Annotated in this window: 25 protein-coding genes; 11 read left to right on the top strand and 14 right to left on the bottom strand. The window is 65.0% G+C overall.

The genetic code is table 11. The annotated features are described in order from the left end of the window. Nucleotides 1–59: 59 nt before the first annotated feature. The 5 genes from OX89_RS16625 to OX89_RS16605 form a co-directional block, all read right to left on the bottom strand. Complete coding sequence (locus OX89_RS16625; protein ID WP_047351440.1) at nucleotides 60–371, bottom strand: hypothetical protein; 312 nt, start codon at nucleotides 369–371, stop codon at nucleotides 60–62. A gap of 13 nt (nucleotides 372–384) precedes the next feature. Then, nucleotides 385–1,554 (bottom strand): hypothetical protein, encoded by a 1,170-nt coding sequence (locus tag OX89_RS16620; protein WP_047351439.1) that lies wholly within the window; start codon nucleotides 1,552–1,554, stop codon nucleotides 385–387. A gap of 334 nt (nucleotides 1,555–1,888) precedes the next feature. Beyond that, nucleotides 1,889–2,938: an AAA family ATPase gene (locus tag OX89_RS16615; RefSeq protein ID WP_047351438.1), complete on the bottom strand. Its 1,050-nt coding sequence runs from the start codon at nucleotides 2,936–2,938 to the stop codon at nucleotides 1,889–1,891. After that, nucleotides 2,931–3,275, bottom strand: a complete 345-nt coding sequence (locus tag OX89_RS16610) for an AlpA family transcriptional regulator (RefSeq protein WP_084002085.1) — start codon at nucleotides 3,273–3,275, stop codon at nucleotides 2,931–2,933. Before OX89_RS16610 ends, OX89_RS16615 begins: the two co-directional genes overlap by 8 nt. 345 nt (nucleotides 3,276–3,620) lie before the next feature. Further along, nucleotides 3,621–4,829, bottom strand: a complete 1,209-nt coding sequence (locus tag OX89_RS16605; protein WP_084002084.1) for an integrase arm-type DNA-binding domain-containing protein — start codon at nucleotides 4,827–4,829, stop codon at nucleotides 3,621–3,623. Between the two features lie 435 nt (nucleotides 4,830–5,264). Between OX89_RS16605 and OX89_RS16600 the strand changes: the two genes are divergently transcribed. Further along, nucleotides 5,265–5,471 (top strand): hypothetical protein, encoded by a 207-nt coding sequence (locus tag OX89_RS16600; protein ID WP_157497528.1) that lies wholly within the window; start codon nucleotides 5,265–5,267, stop codon nucleotides 5,469–5,471. Between the two features lie 101 nt (nucleotides 5,472–5,572). On the opposite strand, the gene OX89_RS16595 is transcribed toward OX89_RS16600, so the two are convergent. The 3 genes from OX89_RS16595 to OX89_RS16585 all read right to left on the bottom strand — a co-directional run bounded on the left by OX89_RS16595 (nucleotide 5,573) and on the right by OX89_RS16585 (nucleotide 9,520). Continuing rightward, nucleotides 5,573–6,331 carry a 3-hydroxyacyl-CoA dehydrogenase gene (locus OX89_RS16595; RefSeq protein ID WP_011804879.1) on the bottom strand — a complete coding sequence of 253 codons (759 nt, stop codon included), beginning with the start codon at nucleotides 6,329–6,331 and terminating at the stop codon, nucleotides 5,573–5,575. Nucleotides 6,332–6,444: 113 nt separating this feature from the next. Beyond that, nucleotides 6,445–7,494, bottom strand: coding sequence for a Fe(3+) ABC transporter substrate-binding protein (locus OX89_RS16590; protein WP_047351435.1), 1,050 nt, complete (start codon nucleotides 7,492–7,494; stop codon nucleotides 6,445–6,447). A gap of 184 nt (nucleotides 7,495–7,678) precedes the next feature. After that, entirely contained in the window at nucleotides 7,679–9,520 is a 1,842-nt protein-coding gene (locus tag OX89_RS16585; protein ID WP_047351434.1) for a glutamine--tRNA ligase/YqeY domain fusion protein, read from the bottom strand. Between the two features lie 212 nt (nucleotides 9,521–9,732). On the opposite strand from OX89_RS16585, the gene OX89_RS16580 reads away from it, so the two are divergent. From OX89_RS16580 to OX89_RS16550, 7 genes are all read left to right on the top strand, one after another. Further along, complete coding sequence (locus OX89_RS16580) at nucleotides 9,733–10,086, top strand: hypothetical protein (RefSeq protein ID WP_047351433.1); 354 nt, start codon at nucleotides 9,733–9,735, stop codon at nucleotides 10,084–10,086. Nucleotides 10,087–10,169: 83 nt separating this feature from the next. Further along, nucleotides 10,170–10,616 carry a type II 3-dehydroquinate dehydratase gene (aroQ, locus tag OX89_RS16575; protein WP_011804883.1) on the top strand — a complete coding sequence of 149 codons (447 nt, stop codon included), beginning with the start codon at nucleotides 10,170–10,172 and terminating at the stop codon, nucleotides 10,614–10,616. Then, nucleotides 10,610–11,500 (top strand): alpha/beta fold hydrolase, encoded by an 891-nt coding sequence (locus OX89_RS16570; RefSeq protein ID WP_047351432.1) that lies wholly within the window; start codon nucleotides 10,610–10,612, stop codon nucleotides 11,498–11,500. The genes aroQ and OX89_RS16570 overlap by 7 nt, the downstream gene beginning before the upstream one ends. A 9-nt stretch (nucleotides 11,501–11,509) precedes the next feature. After that, nucleotides 11,510–11,935 (top strand): alternative ribosome rescue aminoacyl-tRNA hydrolase ArfB, encoded by a 426-nt coding sequence (gene arfB / locus OX89_RS16565; RefSeq protein ID WP_011804885.1) that lies wholly within the window; start codon nucleotides 11,510–11,512, stop codon nucleotides 11,933–11,935. 113 nt (nucleotides 11,936–12,048) lie between these two features. After that, nucleotides 12,049–12,885 carry a class III extradiol ring-cleavage dioxygenase gene (locus OX89_RS16560; RefSeq protein WP_047351431.1) on the top strand — a complete coding sequence of 279 codons (837 nt, stop codon included), beginning with the start codon at nucleotides 12,049–12,051 and terminating at the stop codon, nucleotides 12,883–12,885. A 25-nt stretch (nucleotides 12,886–12,910) separates the two neighbouring features. Then, on the top strand, nucleotides 12,911–13,576 hold the full coding sequence (locus OX89_RS16555) for an alpha/beta hydrolase (protein ID WP_047351430.1): 666 nt from the start codon (nucleotides 12,911–12,913) through the stop codon (nucleotides 13,574–13,576). A gap of 153 nt (nucleotides 13,577–13,729) precedes the next feature. Beyond that, a complete protein-coding gene (locus OX89_RS16550; RefSeq protein WP_047351429.1) occupies nucleotides 13,730–14,659 on the top strand; it encodes a DUF3014 domain-containing protein in 930 nt (309 codons plus the stop codon). 3 nt (nucleotides 14,660–14,662) lie between these two features. Here OX89_RS16550 and OX89_RS16545 read toward each other — a convergent pair whose 3' ends face one another. Further along, a complete protein-coding gene (locus OX89_RS16545) occupies nucleotides 14,663–15,130 on the bottom strand; it encodes an Lrp/AsnC family transcriptional regulator (protein ID WP_047351428.1) in 468 nt (155 codons plus the stop codon). Between the two features lie 101 nt (nucleotides 15,131–15,231). Between OX89_RS16545 and mdeB the strand changes: the two genes are divergently transcribed. Next, entirely contained in the window at nucleotides 15,232–17,904 is a 2,673-nt protein-coding gene (gene mdeB / locus OX89_RS16540; protein ID WP_047351427.1) for an alpha-ketoglutarate dehydrogenase, read from the top strand. Nucleotides 17,905–17,934: 30 nt separating this feature from the next. Here the strand turns inward: mdeB and OX89_RS16535 are convergent, their stop codons facing one another. The 5 genes from OX89_RS16535 to OX89_RS16515 all read right to left on the bottom strand — a co-directional run bounded on the left by OX89_RS16535 (nucleotide 17,935) and on the right by OX89_RS16515 (nucleotide 21,376). After that, a complete protein-coding gene (locus OX89_RS16535) occupies nucleotides 17,935–18,792 on the bottom strand; it encodes a zinc-dependent peptidase (protein WP_015913575.1) in 858 nt (285 codons plus the stop codon). Between the two features lie 4 nt (nucleotides 18,793–18,796). Next, nucleotides 18,797–19,579, bottom strand: a complete 783-nt coding sequence (locus tag OX89_RS16530) for a UDP-2,3-diacylglucosamine diphosphatase (protein WP_047351426.1) — start codon at nucleotides 19,577–19,579, stop codon at nucleotides 18,797–18,799. A gap of 8 nt (nucleotides 19,580–19,587) precedes the next feature. Beyond that, nucleotides 19,588–20,115: a peptidylprolyl isomerase gene (locus OX89_RS16525; protein ID WP_047351425.1), complete on the bottom strand. Its 528-nt coding sequence runs from the start codon at nucleotides 20,113–20,115 to the stop codon at nucleotides 19,588–19,590. Nucleotides 20,116–20,133: 18 nt separating this feature from the next. Further along, nucleotides 20,134–20,721, bottom strand: a complete 588-nt coding sequence (locus OX89_RS16520; protein ID WP_015913572.1) for a peptidylprolyl isomerase — start codon at nucleotides 20,719–20,721, stop codon at nucleotides 20,134–20,136. A gap of 82 nt (nucleotides 20,722–20,803) precedes the next feature. Further along, nucleotides 20,804–21,376 carry a tetratricopeptide repeat protein gene (locus tag OX89_RS16515; RefSeq protein WP_047351424.1) on the bottom strand — a complete coding sequence of 191 codons (573 nt, stop codon included), beginning with the start codon at nucleotides 21,374–21,376 and terminating at the stop codon, nucleotides 20,804–20,806. 253 nt (nucleotides 21,377–21,629) lie between these two features. Between OX89_RS16515 and cysS the strand changes: the two genes are divergently transcribed. Further along, entirely contained in the window at nucleotides 21,630–23,006 is a 1,377-nt protein-coding gene (gene cysS, locus OX89_RS16510; protein WP_047351423.1) for a cysteine--tRNA ligase, read from the top strand. Between the two features lie 45 nt (nucleotides 23,007–23,051). Beyond that, complete coding sequence (locus OX89_RS16505; RefSeq protein WP_047351447.1) at nucleotides 23,052–23,711, top strand: DNA-3-methyladenine glycosylase; 660 nt, start codon at nucleotides 23,052–23,054, stop codon at nucleotides 23,709–23,711. Nucleotides 23,712–23,755: the final 44 nt, after the last annotated feature.

The raw sequence follows: 23,755 nt of genomic DNA, 5'->3' as shown, positions 1-23,755 counted from the left end.
CCGCCATCAGCATGGAATCGTGTCCGCCATCGCGTGGAATACGCAGTCAGTGGCCCGCATCACCAACGCTCCTCGTCGATGGCAGGAGCCAGATCGGTTGGCGCTGCCTCACCATCGGTCTCAAGCGGCTCGGGCCCAGTCTTGGGCGTGATGCGAATCTCCCCACTGGACAGCAAAACCACATCGACCCAATCCCCGCACTTGATCCGGGCGGTTCGGGTGACGTACGCCCCAAGCCTGATGCTCAGGCTATTCCCGTGCTTGCAGACTTTGACCAGCATGTCCGGCTCCTTTCGATGTTGAAACAATGTCGAAATTGCCATGCCGACAGCCTGCAAGTGTTGCTTGCCGGTTTTGAGCGGTAGCGGCATGGCTGCCGCCGGTTCATGCGGTAGTTGGGCGAGCCGCCTTATCGCTGCGGAGCTTTCTAAGGCGTTTCCGCAGCTTCGGCCAGTTCTCCTGACAGAAACATTCCGCTACAGTGACCGCGTCCGGGTGATAGTCACCGGGATACCGTACCAAACGATCCATATCGGCGTGGTGCAGTTTCTGGTGTTGCTCCCATGGGATCGTGATGTCGATGCGCAGCTTGTCGCGGATGGTCTTCTTCCATTTGCTTTTGATCTTGCTGCGGGCATCTGCGGTGGCACCTTCTTTGATGGCGGGAAGCGCGTCAAGGGGTGTCCCGGCCAGGTAGGCCAAAACAATCTCGCGCTCCGTAGCGGTCAGGCTTTTCAAAGCCTCTTTGCGCGGGGCCTTGTGGCGCAACACCACATCCAGCTTGAACAGTCCACGCACCAGCTCGTTAAAGATGGCCTCGTACCGACCCTCCGCGTAGGCGTTTCGCCAGCTTTCCAATGCATCCAATCCGCGTTCACGCAGGAAGTGGCCTTGCATATAGACCTCGATGCGAATAATGCAGCGGGCACGGGCCTTGAGTGTTTCGGCCAAGTCCTCATTGGAGAAGATGCAGTGGCTGAAATCGGTCTTGTGATATACCGTAATCACATACCCATTGCGCGGCACGTCGAAGGTCTCGTTCGTGGAGTCGTTTCCCGTCGGCACGTAGCCCAAGATGCGCAGCGCAGCCTTCATTTTCAGCACGTTGGCGTTGGCTTGCTTCTCGTCGGCACAACACAGTAGGTAGGTAATGGTAGCCCCGTGCAGCGAGACATGATGGGTCGTCAACATATCCACCGCAGCCCCAGGGACGCCATCGCAGACCATGCGGTGCTTGAGAAGTTCCAGCCCAGCCTCGCCAGCGGCAAAAATGCTGGTTCCGTGCTCGCAGTTGTGCCCAGTGAGCGCATTGGGGAGGTTCAGCGCCGCAACGATATGGGATTGCACGAAGCGCGGCTTCGCATCCTCCCAAAACGTTTTCAGCTCCATGCCGGTGCCACTGAGTGGGCTGGTGACGGTGATCGCCTTGGGGTAGCGTTCACCTATATAGCTATCACGCTTGTCCTGGGTTCGCGCATGGTGAACCTCCACTTCACGACGGGCATCCTCGGGCATCGAGCGCAGGTCCACGCACAGCTTGACGGAGTCGGTCATGGCGACACCTCCCGCTGAGCCGATTCGGTGCGGCCCCCAACGATCTGATGGGTGACGATGTACCCCACATGGCCATGTCCGATGGTGAAAGTGCGCTCATTACATAGTGGGCGAAATCGCTGGCCTCCGCGTTTCGAGGTTTCGGCTCCCGCAGCATCGGCGATATCCTCCGCAGTCTCCGTGACGACTCTCGCAGCATCTTTGCCTTTTTCTGGGCGTTGGCTTTGCGCGGTATGAATAAGGTCGCTCTGCGCATGGCAAAGTGCCTGTGAATGCGGGGTCTTCGCCCCGATTTCAGGATTGCGTGCGCTAGTGTTTGCAAGCAAGCAATCCATCATGACGGCTCCTTGCCCGACTTTTTGGCCGCCGAACGAATCGCCTGAGCCGCTTCGATCTCGGCACGCAACTCGTCCGAGAGTGCCGTCTTCACACGGCTGACAACAGAGGTTGAAACGTCCAGTTTCTCGGCGACCTCCTTGCCGGAAAGACCTTCCTTGAGTAGTTCGACAATCGCTGCATCGTCCTCGCTGACCGCATCGCTTTCGCCATCTTCATAGCGGTGATCCATGACATCGGTAGTCAGATCGGTCGTGAATGTATAGCGGCACACCTTTGGGATGTCCGGGTGGAGTTCGCGCAACTTCGTGTGCTCCAGCAGAAAGCTGGTGCCGTTCTTGGGTTTGCCCGATTTGTCCTCGCGCAGCAGGATGGAGTAGTCGAGCAAGTCCTCATGGATGCTGGTGCCGCGCTGGCTGCTGCCGTTCTTGCCGGTGTGATGAACCAGCAGGACTGCAATGCCCTTGGTGCGCAAGTGGGCCAGCCAGCGTTTGATCGGGGCAAAGGCGGTGCCGTCTTCGCGGGCAGAACTCGTCCATGCCGAAAGGTTGTCCACGATCAGCAGGCGGCAATCATCGGGCAGCATGGATTCGATGAACGCCTGATCGTCCTCGCTGTCGATGTAGCCGATGACGTGATCGAAAGCATCCCGGCCAATGATGTGGAAGTTTTGCTCCACCATCTTTCGGGTCACTGGCTTGCTGTCGCGGTTGCTGATCTGCCGCAGGCGTTTTTGCAAGGTGCGACTGTGCATCTCGCCGTCAAGGTAAACGACGACGCCACCAATGCCGCGGCCCCACGGCTTGAGAATCTTGCCGCCTGCAACGGCATATCCAACGTGCAAAGCCAGGAGCGACTTGCCCAGACCACGTTGTGCAGACAACATGCCGGTTGATCCGTGGGTGATGACTTTTCCCAGCAGGGGGTCTTCATCGGGGAAGTCCTCGCGCATGAATTCCAGCAAGGGAATGCTTTTGCGGCGCTTGGGACGCAGCAGGCTCGGGGTATCAAAGCCTTCGGTGCTCTTGGGGGTGCTGGGCTTACGCATCGCAGGCCCCTTGCGAGTTCTGGCTTGGCTTGCCTGCCAAGGCACTCATCAGAACGTTGAAGGGGTCACTGGCGAGTTGAGCCAGCTTTTCAGCCTGTTCGGTGCGGTGCAAGGCGACCTGGTCGGCAATGAATTTTTCGATTTCAGATGCCAGCCAGTAATTCGTGCGGCCTCCACAGATTTTGATGGGCTGCGGGAATTTGCCGTCGCGCATCAGGTCGGAGCGGCGAGTCTTGCGCACGCCAGTCAGTTTTTGAACTTCGGCATCGCGCAAGAGGCGATCATTTTTCTGAGTCAGGGCGCTTTGGACATCTACTTTCAATGTGTTGATGGACATGGATCATCTCCAAAAGAGAGCCACGACCCACGGGGAGAGACGAGAAACGTCTCGGGTAATGGTTCAAGTTCTAGAGGGGTTTGACCAAATCATCTACACACAGAGAAGCCCGGTTGCTCGGCATTCTTTGTGCATGGTCGCCTGCGCATTGGTAGCGACTGATGCACCTCTTTGTTACCAAGGAACTTGGCACAAGAGGGGTGGCGGAGGTGACGAGGGAGCTGTGCGTCACACCCGACAGTTCATCCGAACTGTAGAACTGCTGTACCCGCTTTGCAGTTCATGGAGGAAATTCTATAGCACGGTTTTGGTCAAAGGCAATCGACGGTCGATCCCGGCGGATGTCTAACCGGACATGCAGAAGTTGGCCCACAAGGTCATCAGTTCACGGCGCTTTTCAAGGTAGTCACCGCGCTGGTAGGCAGCTTCCGTTTTGTCTTGCAGTGCATGCGCCAGCGCAGCCTCCGCCACTTCACGGGGGAAGTCGGTTTTTTCCGCCACGAAGTCCCGGAAGGTGCTTCTGAAACCGTGCGGAACAATGTCGGTGCGGCCCATGTGTTTCAGTCGCATCAACATGATGGCCTCCGAGGGATGCTTGCCCCAGGTCTGGCCGTTGAAGACGTACTTCGACGGCGTGGGATGTGCATCGTTGACGGCCTTCATGTAGCGCAGGATTTCCATCGCTGGCTCTGACAGCGGGACACGGTGCGGACGTGATGCCTTCATACGCTCTGCCGGAATGCACCACAGACGTTCCTCCATGTCGATTTCCGACCATTCGGCGGCTCGCGTCTCGGTCGTTCTAGTGGCGGTCAGGATCAAGAAGCGCAGCACCCATCCCCCTCGACCTGAGGTGTTTTCCAACAGGCGCATGAAGGCAGGTAGCTCCAAATACGGCAGTGCAGGATGATGTTTCACCTTGCGCACAGCGGCTCGCTTGGGGAAGATTTCGCTGAGGTAGCCTGACCATCGTGCCGGGTTGTCGCCCGTTCGATAGCCATGTACGGTGGCCCACGCCAGAACCTTCTCGATGCGAGACCGAACTCGCTCGGCGGTTTCATTCTTGGTGCGCCAGATCGGTTCGATGACCTTCTTGACGTGTGCCACCTTGATGTTCTGTACCGCCAAGTCTCCGATAGTGGGGTAAGCGTAGGCTTCCAGCGTTGCCGACCACTGTGCGGTGTGCTTCGCGGACTTCCAGCCCGCTTCATGGCTGCGGATGAATTCTGCTGCGCACTCCTTGAAGGTTTTGCTCAGGGCTTGCTCTGCCTTCTTGTGGTCACGTTCGGCCAGTGGGTCAATGCCGTCGTCCAACAGTACGCGAATCTTGCGTGCCCGCTTGGTGGCTTCGTCAAAGGAGATGCGATGCACGGGGCCAAGCCCCATGACGCGGGTCTTGCCGTTCAGGGTGTAGCGATAACACCAAGACTTCACACCCTTGGGTGTGACTTGCAACAGGAACTCCGCGCCGTTGATGCGGTACAGCTTGCGGGACGTGCCACAGGCGGCGTGGTCGATTTGGTCTTGGATAGTTTTGGGGTTTCTGGCTTTCATGGGGGTCGATTGAACTCACAATTCGACTCACAGAAAACCGTGCCACAATCGCGGAAGATCCTGGCGGAAAGCGGCCGACTCAACGCGCTAACCCGTTGTCGGCATTGGGCTTTTGGCGGATGCTGGCGGCTACCGGATCAAGGCGTCTCTCGCGTCCACTCCGCCAATATCAAAAAAGCCACTGCAAAATTATTTGCAGCGGCTTTTTTTCTGTGTTTTCAGAATTTATTGCGACAGCCAAGCAGCTATGCGAATATAGGGCGTCGCTCCGCTACGTGGCTGAATGTCCATGGTTCCATTCCCGGCATGCCCAATCAGGCTACTGAGAATCTGTCCATTCGCATCAATAAATGCGCTAAACCCTACGTTATTTGCACGTACTAGCGGTTTTTGTGCTTCGGCCGCGCGTACGCCGCTTCGCCAGGACACACGCCCGTGATCGTGCAGCCCGATGGTGATGGGCGCCGCGCGATCCAGAACCATGAACTGGACAAGGAGCGCGACGCCTTGCGGCGCCTGCAGGCGCAGGAGGGGGCGGGCGGTGCGGATGCGCAGCTGGCGGTGAACCGCCACCAGAGCAACATCCGCGCCTTGGAGGCTGAACTGCAGCGCTTGCCTGCGTCCGTGCGCCGCCAGCCCTAACCGCAGTTACTCATCGACTGCGTCCGCGTTGGTTTCGTTAGGAAAATATACGGAATCGGGCTCGAACCCAATACAGACAAGCGCAAGGCGCTATCAAAAAATCACTTCGGTGGAAGGCGGATCGCGCCATCCAGACGAATCACTTCGCCATTGAGCATGTCGTTCTCGAAGATGTGGCGCACCAGCTTGGCGTAATCCTGCGGGGTGCCGAGGCGGCTGGGGAAGGGGACGCCGGCGGCCAGCGCGTCCTGTACCTCCTGGGGCATGCCGAACAGCATGGGGGTGCCGAAGATGCCGGGGGCAATGGTCATGTTGCGGATGCCGTTGCGTGCCAGGTCGCGGGCGATGGGCAGTGTCATGCCCACGATTCCGCCCTTGGAAGCAGAGTACGCCGCCTGCCCGATCTGCCCGTCATAGGCCGCCACACTGGCGGTGGAGATCATCACCCCGCGCTCGCCGGTGGCTTCGGGTTCGTTCTTGCACATGGCCTCGGCGGCCAGGCGGATCATGTTGAAGCTGCCGATCAGGTTCACCGTGATGGTCTTGGTGAACGAAGCCAGCGCATGCGCGCCGTTCTTGCCAACGGTCTTTTCCGCAGGGGCGATGCCGGCGCAGTTCACCAGGCCCATGAGCTTGCCCATCGATACCGCTGCGGCCACCACGGCTTGGCCATCGGCCTCGCTGCTCACGTCGCAGCGCACGAAGCGCCCGCCGATCTCGCGCGCGACGGCTTCGCCCTTGTCGGCCTGCATGTCGGCAATCACCACCAAGCCGCCCGCTGAAGCCAGCATGCGTGCCGTGCCTTCACCCAGGCCTGACGCGCCGCCGGTGACGATGAACACCTTGCCCTTGATTTCCATGGTCTGTCTCCAAAGTTACGTTAACGTAAACGTTAATTATCACCGAGCGATCCGGCACTCCCTAGAAAAGCAACAGCCCGGCAGGGCCGGGCTGTGCGCAAGGGGCAGAGGGCTTACCGGAAACCGACGCGGTCCAGCATCTGCTGTACCTTGACGGTGTTGGCGCCGACCGCGCCAATGGGGATGGTTTCACTCTTGAACGGTTGGCCGCCCGTCATGGCCTTGAGGGCCGGGTTGCCCGGATCCACGTCTTTGGCGGCGGGCCATTCGTTGTTGCCGTTGGCAAAGTAGTTCTGAGCCTCAGGGCTGGCCAGGTATTCCAGGAACTTGATGGCGTTGGCTTGGTTCTTGGTGTGGCGGGCCACTGCGCCGCCTGCGATGTTCATGTGCGTGCCCCACGATTGCTGGTTGGGGAACACCACCGCCACCTTGTCCACCACGGCCTTGTCTTCGGGCTTGTCCGAGCGCATCAGGCGGGCGAGGTAATAGCTGTTGGTCACGGCGATATCGCATTCGCCGGCTGCGACGGCCTTGATTTGATCGGTGTCGCCCCCTTTAGGCGCGCGGGCGAGGTTGTTCACCACGCCCTTGAGCCATGCTTCGGCTTTCTGTTCGCCCACGTGTTCCATCACGGCGCCGAACAGGCTCAGGTTGTAGGGGTGCGAGCCGGAACGGATGCAGACCTTGCCTTTGTTTTTGGGGTCACCCAACTCTTCATAGGTGTCCACATCGTCCTTGTTGACCTTGGTCTTGTTGTAGACAACCACACGCGCCCGCGTGGACAGGCCAAACCAGGGAATGCCACCGTCGGCGACCGGTGTTGCGCGCAGGTTCGCGGGAATGGCGTCCTCCAGCACCTTCGAGCGCACGGGCAGGAACAGGCCGTCGGCCTCGCCACGGTAGAGGCGGGCGGCGTCCACCAGCAGGATCACGTCGGCAGGGGATGCGGCTCCTTCTGCCTTGAGACGGGCCATGATCCCGGCATCATCAGAATCCACGCGATTGATCTTGATGCCCGTGGCCTTGGTAAAGCCGCTGTACAGCGCTTCATCGGTGGCGTAGTGGCGGGCGGAATACAGGTTGACCACCTGGTCCTGCGCACTTGCGGCGCCTGCAGCGGCCAGAACACATGCAACAACCAAGGATTTCATAGGCATGGACATGAGGCTCAAGTCTTTCTCGGCAATAAGGTGGTGGGATGATAAAGCAAACGAGAATCGTTATTAAGAATCCATCTTCGCGCCGGGAGAATTTCCGTCGTGCAGCCTCGGCAATGCGCAGGCGTTCGGTTTGAGACGAAAAAAAATGCCCGCGGACGCGGGCATTTGCTTGTCGAGCAGCGGCCGGCTATTTCGCCCAACTGTCCTTCAGTCCGGTGATCTTGTTGAACACCGGGCGGCTAGCGCTGTGGTCCACCCGGTCGGCCACGAAGTAACCGAAGCGCTCGAACTGGAACTTATCGTCGGGCTGGGCGGCCGCCAGTGATGGCTCCACATAGGCGGTCACCACCTTCAGGCTGTCGGGATTGAGCAGGGCCAGAAAGTCTTTACCACCCGCGTCGGGTTGGGCGTCGGTGAACAGGCGGTCGTAGAGGCGCACCTCGGCCTGCACGCCGTCCTGCACCCCCACCCAGGTGATGGCGGCTTTTACCTTCACGCTATCGGCGCCGGGCGTGCCGCTCTTGGTGTCGGGCACCACGGTGGCGAGCACGCGGGTGACGTGGCCGCCCGCATCTTTCTCGCAGCCGGTGCATTCGATGACGTAGCCGCCCTTCAGGCGCACGGTGTTGCCCGGGAGCATTTGCCCGTCCGCCCCGAGCCGGGGAGGATAAAGACGCTTGTAGCCCTTGGGTGGCACTTCGGCGAAGTCTTCGCGCTCGATCCAGACCTCGCGGCCCAGGGTGAAGTGGCGCTCGGGAACAGCCTGGCCTTCGTGCGCGTGGGGCAGGGCGGGTAGGCTGCAGGCCTCGACGTGGCCGTCGCTGCCGAAGACTTCGGCCCAGTTGGTCAGCGTGAGCGGGAGCGGGTCGAGCACGGCCATGGCGCGGTGGGCCTTGGATTCCAGGTCCTCACGCAGGCAGCCCTCCAGCGTGCCGTAGTCGATCCAGCTGTAGTCCTTGGTCACGCCAATGCGCTCGCAGAACATCTGGATGGAGGCCGGCGTATAGCCGCGCCGGCGCAGGCCCACGATGGTGGGCATGCGCGGATCGTCCCAGCCGCTCACGATGCCGCTGTCCACCAGGTGCTTGAGCTTGCGCTTGCTGGTGATGACGTAGGTGAGGTTCAGGCGCGCGAACTCATACTGGCGCGGCTGGGGGCGGGCGATCAGGCCGCCTTCCCCCAGGCGGTCCAGCAGCCAGTCGTAGAAGGGGCGCTGGTCCTCGAACTCCAGCGTACAGATGCTGTGGGTGATGCACTCCAGCGCATCCTCGATCGGGTGCGCGAAGGTGTACATGGGGTAGATGCACCACTGGTTGCCGGTGTTGTGGTGCTCGGCGTGCTTGATGCGGTAGATGGCCGGGTCGCGCAGGTTGATGTTGGGGTGCCCCATGTCGATCCTGGCGCGCAGTACGGCGGCGCCGTCGGGGAGCTTGCCGTCACGCATCTCGCGAAAGCGCGCCAGGTTCTCCGCAGGGGTGCGGTTGCGATAGGGGCTGTCCACCCCGGGCTTGCCGAAGTCGCCGCGGTTGGCGCGCATCTCTTCGGGCGTTTGCTCGTCCACGTAGGCGTTGCCGGTCTCGATCAGGTACTCGGCCGCGCGGTACATGAAGCCAAAGTAATTGCTGGCGTAGTACAGGTTCTCGTGGCCGTCGGGGTCTTTCCAGTCGAAGCCCAGCCAGCGCACGGAATCGATGATGCTGTCTACGTACTCCTGATCTTCCTTCTCGGGGTTGGTGTCGTCAAAGCGCAGGTGGCACACGCCGCCGTAGTCGCGCGCCAGGCCGAAATTCAGGCAGATGCTCTTGGCATGGCCCACGTGCAAGTAGCCGTTGGGTTCGGGCGGAAAGCGCGTGCGGATCTTGGCAGGGTCAACCGCTGCGGCGGCGTGGTGGGCTGCGTCGCCTGGGCTGCCCGCCCAGTGTTTTTGGGCATGCACACCGTGCGACAGGTCGGATTCGATGATCTGGCGCAGGAAGTTGCTGGGTTTTGCGGCTTCCGCAGAAGTGTCGTGATGGACGGGGGTGCTCATGCGGGGGATTTTAGGCGGCATAGATGCGTACTACCGGCGCGAGCGCTTGTTGAGCGGCCGCTGCGGTTACGCATGGAAACGGCGCGGGGTACGTTCGGAAACAACCTGAACATCTGTTCATGCCATCCTTTCACGGTGCTGGCGCGTTAGACGTCCAAACGCCTTGTGTTCAGGCACCCGGGTGCCGCGGCACCCCTACATAGGAGATTTTCATGATCCAACATCGCTCTTGGTTTGCCGCCGCCGCTTCGGCCGGTGTGGCGCTGGCCCTGTTGGTGGGCGCAGGCACCGCCCAGGCACGCAGCGACGTGTACTGGTCTGTCGGCGTGGGCGTGCCCGGCGCCGTCGTGGGGGTGGGCAACGCCGCTCCTGTGTATTACTCGCCTCCACCCGTGTATTACGCCCCGCCGCCCGTGGTGTACGCACCGCCCGTATACAGGGCTCCGCGCCCGGTCTATTACGCGCCACCCGTGGTCGTGGCACCGCCCGTGGGGTATTACCGCGGATACGGGCACGGGTACCGCCACGGCCATCGGCACCATCGCGGCCATCGCGATTGGCGCTGACACGGGCACGCCAGCCGGAGTGCTGGCCGCGATAATGCGCATTCGCGGGTCCGTTGCGGCGGGTAGAACCGCGCTAGCACTCCATGACGAAAACCGTTTACGTTCTCAACGGCCCCAATCTCAACCTGCTGGGCACGCGCGAGCCGCAGGTGTATGGCTCCCAGACTCTGGCGGATGTCGAGCAGCTCTGCACGGCCGCATGTGCACGCCACGGGTTGGCGCTGGTATTTCGCCAGAGCAACCATGAAGGCGCTCTGGTGGACTGGATCCACGAGGCCGGCCGGCTGCATGCGGCGGGCCAACTGGCCGGCGTCGTGCTCAATGCTGCCGCCTACACCCACACCAGCGTGGCACTCCTGGATGCCGTGAAGGGCACGGGAGTGCCCGTGGTAGAGCTGCACATCAGCAACGTGCATGCGCGCGAGAGCTTTCGCCACCACTCCTATCTGGCCGGCGCGGCCCGCGCGGTGATGTGCGGGTTTGGGGTGCAGGGCTACGCCCTTGCCATTGACGGGCTGGCCCAATGGTGAAGGAGCCATCGCTCGCCACGCTGCCCCTGCCTCCTGAAGTCACTGCGTTGCAGCAACGCGCACGGCGCGAGTCCACCCCCTGCGGTACCGGCGACATCGTCTGGCATGTCTGGGGGGCATCCCAGGATGGTGCGCTGCCTCTGGTACTGCTGCATGGCGGCAGCGGCAGCTGGACGCATTGGGTGCGCAACATCCACGGTCTGGAGGACAGTGGCCGCGAGGTCTGGGTCCCCGATCTGCCGGGATTCGGAGATTCGGCCGCACCACCCGCGGGGGGCGATGCGGACGCCCTGGTGGAGCCGCTGGCCGAAGGCCTGCGTACGCTGTTCGGGCCACGGCCGTGTGACCTGGTGGGATTTTCCTTTGGTGGATTGACGTCGGGCCTGCTGCTCGCAGCCCACCCCGAACTGGCCCGCCAACTCGTGCTGGTGGGGGCCCCGGCGATGGGGGTGGTTCCCCAACGACAATTCGAGCTCAAGGCCTGGCGCCACCTGCCGCAGGAGGGGCAGATTGCGGCGCACCGCTACAACCTGGCGGCGCTGATGCTCCAGGACACTTCGCTCATCGACGGTTTGGGCGGCCTGGCGTTGAAAACGCACGTGGCCAATGTGGTGCGCGACCGCATGCCCCGCCGCCGCCTGGCGCACACCGATGCGCTGGCGCGCGCCCTGCCGCTGGTGCCGTGCCCCGTGCATGCGATCTATGGCCGCAGCGACGCTCTGTACAAAGAGTGGATTGGTGCATTGGAGGGGGCGTACGCGGCGGCGGCTCCGGACTTTCGCGGCATGGCGCTGATCGAGGAAGCCGGCCACTGGGTGCAGTTTGAGCGCCCGCAGCGCTTCCTGCAGGCGCTGGACGACGCCCTGCGCGCCGGGGCCGCCTGACGGACGGGCATGGCCTCCGGCAATCCTTCTTCCGGCGTGCGCGTGGACCCGGCCGAGGTCGAACTTACTGCCATGCGCGCCCAGGGGGCGGGCGGGCAGAACGTGAACAAGGTGTCCAGCGCTGTGCACCTGCGCTTCGACATCGCGGCCTCTTCATTGCCTGAAGATGTGAAACAGCGCCTGCTGGCCCTGCGCGACAGCCGCATCACCCAGCAGGGGGTATTGGTCATCAAGGCACAGCAATACCGCACCCAGGAGGCCAACCGCCTGGATGCGTTGGCGCGCCTGCAGGCGCTGGTGGACAGCGTGGCGCGGCCGCCGCGCGTGCGACGTGCCACGCGGCCCACGCTGGGATCGCAGCAGCGGCGGCTGGAGTCCAAGAGCCGGCGCGGAGGTGTCAAGGCATTGCGCGGGCGGCCCCATCTGGGAGAGTGACGCTGCTTTCACATCGCATTGGTGTGATGGATGGGACGCTGTGATGGGGTCTATGGCGCTTGGCATCAAGCGTGTCGCTCCCACATGATTGCAACCTGGACTGAGGTTTTGCCATGAACACCCCCCATACCCCTTCTGTCACCTCTTCGACGACCGCTGCCGCGCTGCCCGTGCTGTTCGTCTCGCACGGCGCGCCGCTGTTTGCGCTGGAGCCCGGCAGTACCGGCCCGGCGCTCACCCGCTGGGGCGCCGAACTGAAGGCGCAGTACCCCCGCTTGCGCGGCGTGGTCATCATGTCGCCGCACTGGGTGGCGCGTGGCGCCACCGTCATGACCGGGGCGCAGCCCGAGACCTGGCACGATTTCGGCGGTTTTCCTCGTCCGCTCTATGCGCTCCAGTACCCGGCTGCCGGAGCACCCGCCCTGGCACAGGAGGTGTTGGCCCTGCTGGAGCAGGCTGGCATCGACGCGCGAGGCGACGCGGCGCGCCCCTTCGACCATGGCGCCTGGGTGCCGCTGATGCATCTGTTCCCGCAGGCCGACGTGCCCGTGGTACAGGTCGCGCTGCCCGTGGGTGCCGGTCCGGCAGAGGTGTATGCGATGGGTGCGGCGCTGCGCGGCCTGCGCGAGCAGGGCGTGCTGGTCGTGGGCTCCGGCAGCATGACGCACAACCTGGCCGAGTTCTTCGGCGGCGCCGACCAGCCCGCGCCCTATGTGGTGGAATTCAGCCGCTGGATCGAGGCGCAACTGGAGCAGGGCGACACCGCGGCCCTGCTGGACTACCGCGCCCGTGCGCCGCATGCCCGGCGTGCGCATCCCACGGAAGACCACTTCCTGCCCATCTTCTTTGCGCTGGGCGCTGCCGGCGAAGGCGCCGAGGCGCACTATCTGAGCCGCGAAGTCATGCATGGCATGCTGGCCATGGACGCCTTCGCGCTGCAGGCTGCCTGACACTTCCCCCATCACGACGTTGCCCATGCTCGACCTACCCCTTTCCTTCCTTCACCGCCCCGCGACGCCCGGCTCCGAGCCGTGGCTGCTGGTGCTCATGCACGGCGTGGGCAGCAACGAACAGGACCTGTTCGGCCTGGCCCCGCATGTACCCCCGCAATACCACGTGCTGAGCCTGCGCGCACCGTACCGCATGGGGCCGACGGCCAATGCCTGGTTCGAATTCACCGTGGCAGCGGATGGCGCGCGCAGCATCAACGAGCCGCAGGAGGCCGCCAGCCGCGCGCTGGTGGCGCAGACCGTGGACGCCGCGGCGCGCCAGCTGGGCATTCCCGCCGCGCGCGTGGTGGCGGGCGGCTTCAGCCAGGGCGGCATCATGGCGCTGACCCTGCTGCTCACGCGGCCTGAACTGCTGCACGGCGCGATGGTCTGGCACAGCCGGCTGCTGCCGCAGGCGCTGCCCCATGCGGCGCAGCCGGCAGCGCTGGCGGGGCGCCAGCTCTGGGTGAGCCATGGCGTGCAGGACAACGTCATTCCGCTGGCCAGTGCCCAGGCCATACGTGACCATGTCCGGACGCTGCCGCTGGCGCTGAGCTACCGCGAGTACCCGGGCATGCACGAAATTCGCCCGGAGGAACTGCGCGATTCCATGGCCTGGCTGCACGGCCTGGCCGCAGGCGCCGCCGGTTGACCCGGTGGTAAGCCTCGTAACCTCTGGTGGTTTAACGTGGTTTTATATGAAACAGGGCTGTAGCATAGGCGGGTCAAGCGCTAATAGCTATCAATATTGAAGCGAAGGTGCCTCTTGCACGGTGCGAGGGGGCCTCGTGGAGAAAGGACCGCCATGCCTGTACGAGACCCCGCCGAATTCCATCCCCGGCAGGAGTCCTCGGTCTCTGTCTGGACCGTCATTGCCCTGGTGGCGATCGCCGCCGCGGGCGCCGCCTGGTGGTTCGGGTGGCGCCACACCCAGGCCCCCGAGCCCGCGCCTGCGGCCCCCGCCGTCGAGGCCGCACCACCCGCCGCCGCGCCGCAGGTACCCGCGTCGGGCCCGCAGAACCCGGTGGAAGTGCTGGAACCCCCGGCCGACGCGCTGCCCGCGCTGGCCGATTCCGACGCCTACGTGGCCCGCGCGCTGGCGGAACTGCTGGGGCCGCAGGCGGCGGCGCTGCTGCAGCCTGAGGGGCTGGTGCGCCGCATGGTGGCGACCATCGACAACCTGGCACGCGCCCAGGCACCCTCGCGCATGTGGCCCGTGCAGCCCACGCCCGGCCGTTTCACGGTGGAAGGCACGCAGGATGCGCCTGCGCAGACCATCGCGTCTGCCAACGCGGCGCGTTACCAAGCCTTCGTCACGCTGGCCGAAGCCGTGCCCGTAGACGCCGCGGTGAAGCTCTATGCCCGCATGTATCCGCTGTTCCAGGCGGCCTATGAAGAACTGGGCTTTCCCGGGCGTTACTTCAACGACCGCCTGGTGGCGGTACTCGACCACCTGCGCGCCGCGCCCGAGCCGGCGGGGCCCTTGCAGGTGCGGCTGGTTCCCGTGGTGGGCGAGGTGCCCTCCACCCGGCCCTGGGTGCGCTACGAATTCGTGGACCCCCAACTGCAGGCACTCTCCAGCGGTCAGAAGATGCTGGTGCGCATGGGCCCTGAGAATGCGCGCCGCCTGAAGGCCGTGCTGGCCGAGCTGCGCCGCCGCGTGGCCACCGGAGACATGGCGGCGGGCAACGTCGCGCGCATACCGGCGCAGGCGACGCCGCCTGCCAGCCGCTGACCGCTACGGCGTGGGTAGAGGCAACGCCGTCTTGTAGCGCACCTGCTTGAGCGTGAAGCTGGTGCGGATCTTCTCGATGCCCGGGATGGGCGTGAGCTGCTCGAGAATGAAACGTTCCAGCGCTGCGATGTCGGGCAGCGCCACGCGGATCAGGTAGTCGCTGTCGCCCGTCATCAGGTAGCACTCCATCACCTGGTCATGCTCGGCGATGCGCTGTTCGAAGGCCGAGAGCGCTTCCTTGCTCTGGCTTGTCAGGCTGATGTTGATGAACACATTGAGCCCCAGCCCCAGCGCCGTGGCATTGGCCAGCGCCACATACCGGCTGATGACGCCAGCGGCCTCCAGCGCCTTGACCCGGGCCAGGCAGGGCGAAGCCGACAGGTGCACGCGCCGCGCCAGCTCCACATTGGACAGCGCGCCATCGGCCTGCAATTCGGCCAGGATGCGCAAATCGGTAGCGTCAAGCTTCATATGCTGAAAATCATTCCGTGAACGGCATATTGTGCCGATGAAGGGTGAAACATCGTGTGAATCGGCATCCTATTTCGGTATGCGGGGCCTACAGTGGCGCGATGAACGCCCCCACGCCCCTCGCAACACTGGCTACCCTCGCTGCCGCGGCCAGCCCCGATACCGACCCCCAGGAAACCGCCGAATGGCGCGACGCCCTGCAGGCCCTGGTGGCCACGGGAGGGCCTGAGCGCGCGCGCTTTCTGCTGGACGAGCTGAACCGGCTGGCCGGCCAATTGCGCGTGGACTGGCGCCCCGGCTTGAATACGCCCTACGTGAACACCGTGTCCGTGCAGGAACAAGGGGTGTTTCCCGGCGACCTGGCGATCGAGGAGCGTCTGGCGTCCATCATGCGCTGGAACGCGCTGGCCATGGTGGTGCGCGCCAACCAGGCCTATGGTGAACTTGGCGGCCACATTGCCAGCTACGCCAGTGCGGCCGACCTGTTCGAGAGTGGCTTCAACCATTTCTTCCGCGCCCGCGAGGGTCTGGGCGAAGGCCAGCACCGGGGCGACCTGGTGTTTTTCCAGCCGCACAGCGCGCCCGGCGTGTACGCGCGCGCCTTCCTCGAAGGGCGTTTGAGCGAGCAGGACCTCATGCACTACCGCCAGGAGATCACCGCCCCGGCGCAGGGCGTGCGTGGCCTCTCCAGCTACCCGCATCCCTGGCTCATGCCGGACTTCTGGCAGTTCCCCACCGGCTCCATGGGCATCGGCCCCATCAGCAGCATCTACCACGCGCGCTTCATGCGCTACCTCACGCACCGCAACCTGCTGGATTGCTCCGCACGCAAGGTGTGGGGCGTGTTCGGCGACGGCGAGATGGACGAACCCGAATCCATGAGCGCCCTCACGCTCGCCGCGCGCGAGGGGCTGGACAACCTCGTCTGGGTCGTCAACTGCAACCTGCAGCGCCTGGACGGCCCAGTGCGCGGCAACGGCCGCATCATCGACGAGCTGGAGCGCCTGTTCGCTGGCGCGGGCTGGAACGTGGTCAAGCTCGTCTGGGGCAGCGACTGGGACGGTCTGTTCGCCCGCGACCTCACGGGCGCGCTGGTGCGCACGCTGGAAGGCACGGTGGATGGCCAGATGCAGACCTTTGCCGCCAAGGATGGGCGCTACAACCGCGACCACTTCTTCGGCCAGACCCCCGAACTGGCCGCGCTGGCGCAAGGCATGACCGACGAGCAGATCGACCGCTTGAAGCGCGGCGGGCATGACCTGGTGAAGATCCACGCGGCCTATGCTGCCGCCGCGCGCCACCGCGGCCAACCCACGGTGATCCTCGCGCACACCAAGAAGGGCTACGGCATGGGCCAGGCCGGCCAGGGCAAGATGACCACGCACAGCCAGAAGAAGCTCGACGACGCCGACCTCATCGAATTCCGCAACCGCTTCAACCTGCCTTTGAGCGACGCGCAGGCCACCGGACTGGCGTTCTACAAGCCGGGGGACGACAGCCCCGAGATGCAGTACCTGCGCCGCCAACGCCAGGCCCTGGGCGGCTACCTGCCCCGGCGCGAAACGGTGTGCGACGTGCTGCCCGTGCCGCCCCTCGCCAGCTATGCGCAGTTCGCGCTGGCGGCCGATGGCAAGGAAATGAGCACCACCATGGCCTTCGTGCGCATGCTCGGCACGCTGCTCAAGGACGCCACATTGGGCCCGCGCATCGTCCCCATCGTGGCCGACGAGGCACGCACCTTCGGCATGGCCAACCTGTTCAAGCAGGTGGGCATCTACAGCAGCGTGGGCCAGCGCTACGCGCCCGAGGACATCGGCTCGGTGCTTTCGTACCGCGAGGCGCTGGATGGGCAGATCCTGGAGGAAGGCATCAGCGAGGCCGGTGCCATCGCCAGCTGGACGGCCGCCGCCACCAGCTACAGCGTGCACGGCCTGGCCATGCTGCCGTTCTACATCTACTACTCGATGTTCGGCTTTCAGCGCGTGGGCGACGCCATCTGGGCCGCCGCCGACCAGCGCGCGCGCGGCTTCCTGCTGGGCGCTACCTCGGGTCGTACCACGCTGGGCGGCGAGGGCCTGCAGCACCAGGACGGCTCCAGCCACCTCGCGGCGGCCACCATCCCCAACTGCAAGGCCTACGACCCGGCCTTCGCGGGCGAGTTGGCCGTGATCGTGGACGCCGGCATGCGCGAGATGGTCGCCGAGCAGCGCGACGTTTTCTATTACGTCACGCTCATGAACGAAAACTATGCCCAGCCGGACCTGCCGGCCGAGGCGCATGCAGGGGTGCTGCGTGGATGCTATGTATTCAATAGCTATCAGCGCTTGCTGGACGGGCGCGATGGCTCAAATTCATCTCAAAAAAACGTGACCCTGCTGGGCTCCGGCGCCATCCTCACCGAGGTCATAAAGGCGGCGCAGCTGTTGGCCGAGGAGGGCATCGCGGCCACCGTGGTCAGCGTGACGAGCTGGAGCGAGCTGGCGCGCGACGGCATGGCCTGTGAGGCCGGGCGTGACAGGGGGGATGCAGGCGATGCCAAGCCCTGGCTTACGCAGGTACTGGAGGGAACGAGTGGCCCGATCATTGCCGCCACGGACTATGTGCGGGCCGTGCCCGAATCGGTGCGCGCCTATGTGCCCGAGGGGCGCCGCTACCGCACGCTGGGCACGGATGGCTTTGGCCGCAGCGACACGCGGGCGGCGCTGCGTGCGTACTTTGGGGTCGATGCCGCCAGCATTGCGCAGGCGGCGCGGGCCGTGCTGACGGGCGGTTAAGGGGCGGTTGAGGGGCGGGACGAAGCCGCCTCAGCCGGACAGGGGCCGGCCGAAGAACGCATCCAGCACGGGCAGCAGGGTGGGGAATTCCTGCCCGAAACGTTCACGGTGCACGAAGTACGCCTCGCAGGCCACGGCGAAGAACTCCGCGGGCGCGGTGGCGCCGTACGCATCCAGCCACGGCCATGCGCCGCCGAAACGCTCGGCGATGATGACCTGCTCGCGGAACTGCTCGTACGCGGGCTCCCAGGCGTCGCGCCAGGCCGCGTGCGCGGCGCGCGCGCCCCGCGTGCCCATGAATCCCGGAGGCAAAGGCGGGCAGCCGTCGGCCGGGCCGTTGCGCATGTCGATCTTGTGCACGAACTCGTGGATCACCACGCTGGTGGCGACCGGCTGCCCGTCCGGTCCGCCCTGGCCGGCCCCGTCCACGGCGGGCCAGCTCAGCATGACGGGGCCGCGCTCCATGGCTTCGCCCAACAGCACCTCGTCGTAGTGGTGCACCACGCCGGCGGCATCCACGGCCTGGCGGCGCGCCACGGCCTCGGCCGGATGCACCACGATACCCACGAAGTCGTCGTACCAGGCCAGCGCACGCTCGGGAGCGCCCCAGTGCAGCAGCGGCAGGCAGGCCTGGGCCGCAATCGAGACCGCCATGGCATCGGTCACCACCAGCCCATGGGCGCCGGTGAACTCCTTGCGGTCCAGGAACAGCGCACTCAGGGCGCGCAGCTTGCCTTGGTCATGCAGTGGCAGCGCTTGCAGGAATGGGTAGCGCCGCAGGGTCTGCAACCACAGTTGCGCGGAGATGTCGGGGAGGGGGGCCACGGTGGCGCGTACGCGCAGGGCCAGTTGGCGAAGGAAGTGCAGGGGTGCGCGGTTACGTGCCATGCCGCTACGTGGGGACGAGCGGCAGGCGCTGCAAGCCCTCGGCCGTCAGGCGCAGCACGCCGGCGCGCGGCGGGTGGGCGTCCAGGTCCCAGTCCGTGAGCACGTGGCGCGCCAGGCCGGGGGCCAGTACATGGTCTGCCGGCAGATGGGTGTGGCCGTGGATGAGCGCCTGGGCCCCCGCGGCGCGCAGCCACTCGATGGCGGCCGGGCTGTCCACATCGGCATAGACCGCGGCGCCGGCCTGCTTGCGCGCCTCGCTCTCGCTGCGGGCGCTGCGGCCCTGTGCGCGGCGCTCGTGCAGCGGGCGCGCCAGCAACTGGGCCTGCCATTGCGGGTTGCGTGCCAGGATGCGAAAGCGCTGGTATTCCACATCGTTCAGGCACAGCGCATCGCCATGCGACAGCAGCCAGCGCCGGCCAGCGAACGTGAGCACCGTGGGATCGGCCAGCACGGGTATACCGGTGTGGCGCGTGAAGCCCTCGCCCACGAGGAAGTCGCGGTTGCCGTGCATGAAATACAGCGGCCTCGCGTGCGTGGCCTGGGCGAGCAGGGCGCAGCAGGCGCCTTCGAAGCTGCCCGGCTCGTCGATGGCGTCGTCGCCCACCCAGACCTCGAACAGGTCGCCCAGCAGGAACACCGCGTCGGCGGGCGTGCTGTGCAGGTACTGCCGCAAGGCCTGCACCGTGGAGGGCTGGGCTGGCTCCAGGTGCAGGTCGGAGATGAAGTCCACCGTGCGCCACGCGGCTGGCGCGGCCAGCTCGTCCATCGGCGGCACGGATGGTGTCATCGCAGGGCTTACAGCGCCACAGCCTTGTCGATCACCACGGCGTCGAAGGGCACGTCGTCGTGGAAGCCCTTGCGCGTGGTGCGCACCTTCTTGATGGCGTCGACCACGTCCTCGCCCTTGACCACCTTGCCGAACACGGCGTAGCCCCAGCCCTGTGGTGTGGGGGAGGTGTGGTTCAGGAAGGCGTTATCCACCACGTTGATGAAGAACTGTGCCGTGGCGCTGTGCGGGTCGCCGGTGCGGGCCATGGCGATGGTGTACTTGTCGTTCTTCAGGCCGTTGGCGGCCTCGTTCTCGATGGGCGCGTCGGTCGGCTTTTGCTTCATGTCGGCCGTGAAGCCGCCGCCCTGGGCCATGAAGTTCTTGATCACGCGGTGAAAGATCGTGCCGTCGTAGAAGCCCTTGTTCACGTAGTTCAGGAAGTTGGCGGTGGACTTGGGGGCGTTCACGGCGTCCAGTTCCAGCGTGATGACGCCTTGGGTGGCCGTTTCGGCACCGTTGATGGTGACGTGCAGTTCGACTTGCGGGTTGCTCATGGCGGGTGTCCTTTCAGGTTACTTGACCAGGGTTGCAGATTGGATGACCACGGGGGTCGTGGGCACGTTCTGGTGCATGCCGCGGTTGCCGGTGGCTACGGCCTTGATCTTGTCCACCACCTCGGTGCCGCTCACCACCTTGCCGAACACGGCGTAGCCGTGGCCGTCGGGCTGGGGCGCGTTGAGCATGGCGTTGTTCGCCACGTTGATGAAGAACTGGCTGGTCGCCGAATTGGGGTTGGCCGTGCGGGCCATGGCGATGGTGTACTTGTCGTTCTTCAGCCCGTTGGCGGCTTCCAGCGGGATCGGGGCCTTGGTGGGCTTTTGCTGCATGTCGGCCGTGAAGCCGCCACCCTGGATCATGAAGCCATCGATCACGCGGTGAAAGACCGTGCCGTCATAGTGCTTGTCGGCCACGTAGGCCAGGAAGTTCTCCACCGTCTTGGGCGCCTTGGCCGGGTCCAGTTGCACCACGATGTCACCCAGGCTGGTGGCGAGCTTGACCTGGGGTGCTGCGGCACCGGCGGTCTGGGCATTTGCTACTGTAAAAATAGCTGCTAGCGCACATCCAGCAAGCGTTTGGGTGATATTTCTTCTGGAAATCATGGTTGCTCCTTGATCGAAAGGGATAGGGGGCCCGCGGCGCCCGGCTATGCGGGGTCGGGGCCGGCGCGCAAGACGGCGCGCCTCAGCGGCTGGCCGGGGTGGCGGCCTGGGGTGCGGCGGGTTTCGATTCGGCGGCGAACAGCTCGCGCAGCAGCTTGAGCTTGGGCGCCACCGAGGCGGCCGTGGCACGGTCCAGCTGTTGCGCCCGCAGATACGACTGGCTGGCCAGCTTGGCGTGGATGTCGCCCAGGTTCTCGTGGGCGGTGGCGTAGTCGGGCTTGGTGCGGATCGCCGTCTCCAGCGCCGCGCGGGCTTTTTCCAACTGGTTCTGGCTGGCGTAGAGCACGGCCAGGTTGTTGTAGGGCTCGGGCAGCTCGGGGTAGTCCTCGGTCAGCTGCACGAAGGCATCGATGGCTTCGGCCGGCTTGCCGGAATCGGCCAGCGCCACGGCGCGCAGGAAGCGCAGCTGCGGATCGCGCGGGGTGGCGGCCAGGCGCTGGTCCAGCTTCACGATGGCTTCGGCGGGCTTGCCCAGCTGGAGCAGGCGGGAAATGTCGGCGTACTCGTCCGCCTGGGCCCATGAAGCTGCGAGCAGGGCCACAGTGGCGGCAAGCAGATGCAGGCAGCGGAGGGCGGGTCGGCGTGCAGGAGTCATGGAGGAGGGGTTGGAGAGACGGGGCAGCGCGGTTGGGCCGCGGTGCGGGCTTATACTGCGACCGATTGTAGCGGAGGGGTTTTGTCATGCCGGTACGCTGTTGCCGCTCCTGATGGCGGGCCCGCCGCCCTTGCGGCAGACCGCCTGCACGCCCCGCGGCAGCGCCCATCGCGCGCACCCGCCCTGAGTCGCGCGCCGCACCGGGCGCGCACCGCACCCATCCGCCCCCACCGATTCCCTGGACCCGTCATCCATGAGCTTGCGTATCTACAACACGCTGTCGCGTGCATTGGAGGAGTTTTCCCCGCTCGAACCCGGCCATGTGCGCATGTACGTGTGCGGCATGACCGTGTACGACCTGTGCCACCTGGGCCACGCGCGCTCCATGATCGCCTTTGACGTAGTGCAGCGCTGGCTGCGCGCATCCGGCCTGGCGGTGACCTACGTGCGCAACATCACCGACATCGACGACAAGATCATCAAGCGCGCGGTGGAGAACGGCGAGACCATCCGCAGCCTGACCGACCGCATGATCGACGCGCTGCACCAGGACGCCGACGCGCTGGGCATTGAGCGTCCCACGCACGAGCCGCGCGCCACCGCCTATGTGCCGCAGATGCTGGACATGATCGGCACGCTGCAGGGCAAGGGCCTGGCCTACCAGGCGGGCAACGGCGACGTGAACTATGCGGTGCGCAAGTTCCCCGGCTACGGCAAGCTGTCGGGCAAGTCGCTGGACGAGCTAAATGCCGGCGAGCGTGTGGCCGTGCAGGACGGCAAGCACGACCCGCTGGACTTCGTGCTGTGGAAGTCCGCCAAGCCCGAAGAGCCGGCCGATGTGAAGTGGCGCAGCCCCTTCGGCGAGGGGCGCCCGGGCTGGCATATCGAATGCTCCGCCATGGGCTGCGCGCTGCTGGGCGAGAGCTTCGACATCCACGGTGGCGGCGCCGATCTGCAGTTTCCGCACCACGAGAACGAGATCGCCCAGAGCGAGGGCGCCACGGGCAAACCGTTCGCGCGGCTGTGGATGCACAACGGCTTCATCAACGTGGACAACGAGAAGATGTCCAAGAGCCTGGGCAACTTCTTCACCATCCGCGACGTGCTCAAGGAATACGACGCGGAGACTGTGCGCTTCTTCGTGGTCCGCAGCCACTACCGCAGCCCGCTGAACTACAGCAACGTGCATCTGGACGATGCGCGTGCCGCGCTCAAGCGCCTGTACACCGCGCTGAGCCTGGTGGCACCGGCCCCGGTCGAGGTGGACTGGGCCGAAGGCTACGCCGCCCGCTTCAAGGCGGCCATGGACGAGGACTTCGGCACCCCCGAAGCGGTGGCCGTGCTGTTCGACCTGGCCGGTGAGGTGAACCGCAGCAAGTCGCCCGCCGCGGCGGGCTTGCTCAAGGCGCTGGGCGGCCACCTGGGGCTGCTGCAGGCGGACCCGCAGGACTTTCTGAAAGCAGGCGCCGGGCTGGACGAGGCGGCCATCCAGGCGCAGATCGCCGCGCGCGCCGCCGCCAAGGCGGCCAAGAACTTCGCCGAGGCCGACCGCATCCGCAATGATCTGCTGGCGCAGGGTATCGTGCTCAAGGACTCCGCCTCGGGCACGACCTGGGAGGCGGCTCAGTAAATGGGTTTCGATTTAAATTGGCATGTAAGGCTTGTGGGGTAAGTGGTGGCAGCTACTAAAAAAATAGCGGATGCACCTCCGTCCCTCACGCCCCCCAGCTATTGGGAAGAGGCCTGCCGGCATCTGACCAAGAAGGACCGCGTGATGCGTCGCCTGATTCCCCAGGTGGGCAACGTGGCCCTGAGCCAGCGCGGCGACGCCTTCACCACGCTGGCGCGCTCCATCGTGGGCCAGCAGGTGTCGGTGGCGTCGGCGCAGCGGGTGTGGGACCAGTTCGCCGCCTTGTCGCGCAGCATGACGCCGCGCAGCGTGCTCAAGCTCAAGGTGGACGACATGCGTGCGGCCGGCCTGTCGGCACGCAAGGTGGAGTACCTGGTGGACCTGGCGCTGCACTTCGACAGCGGCCGGCTGCACGTGAAGCAGTGGGACCAGATGGACGACCAGGCCATCGTTGCCGAGCTGGTGGCGATCCGCGGCATCAGCCGCTGGACGGCGGATATGTTCCTCATCTTCCATCTGGCGCGGCCGAACGTGCTGCCGCTGGACGATGCCACGCTGATCCAGGGCATCAGCCAGCATTATTTTTCGGGCGACCCGGTCAGCCGCAGCGATGCGCGCGAAGTGGCTGATGCGTGGAAACCCTGGTGCAGCGTGGCGAGTTGGTATATTTGGCGGTCGCTCGCCCCCCTGCCGGTGGACTACTGAACAACGCAGGGCGGCCGGTACCGGGCACCGCCCCGAGGAGAAAA

This window comes from Diaphorobacter sp. J5-51 (assembly GCF_001023515.1).
GTDB lineage: Bacteria > Pseudomonadota > Gammaproteobacteria > Burkholderiales > Burkholderiaceae_C > Diaphorobacter > Diaphorobacter nitroreducens.
Note: the sequence above shows the minus strand (reverse complement) of the source record. Positions and strands in the feature narration are given on the sequence as shown.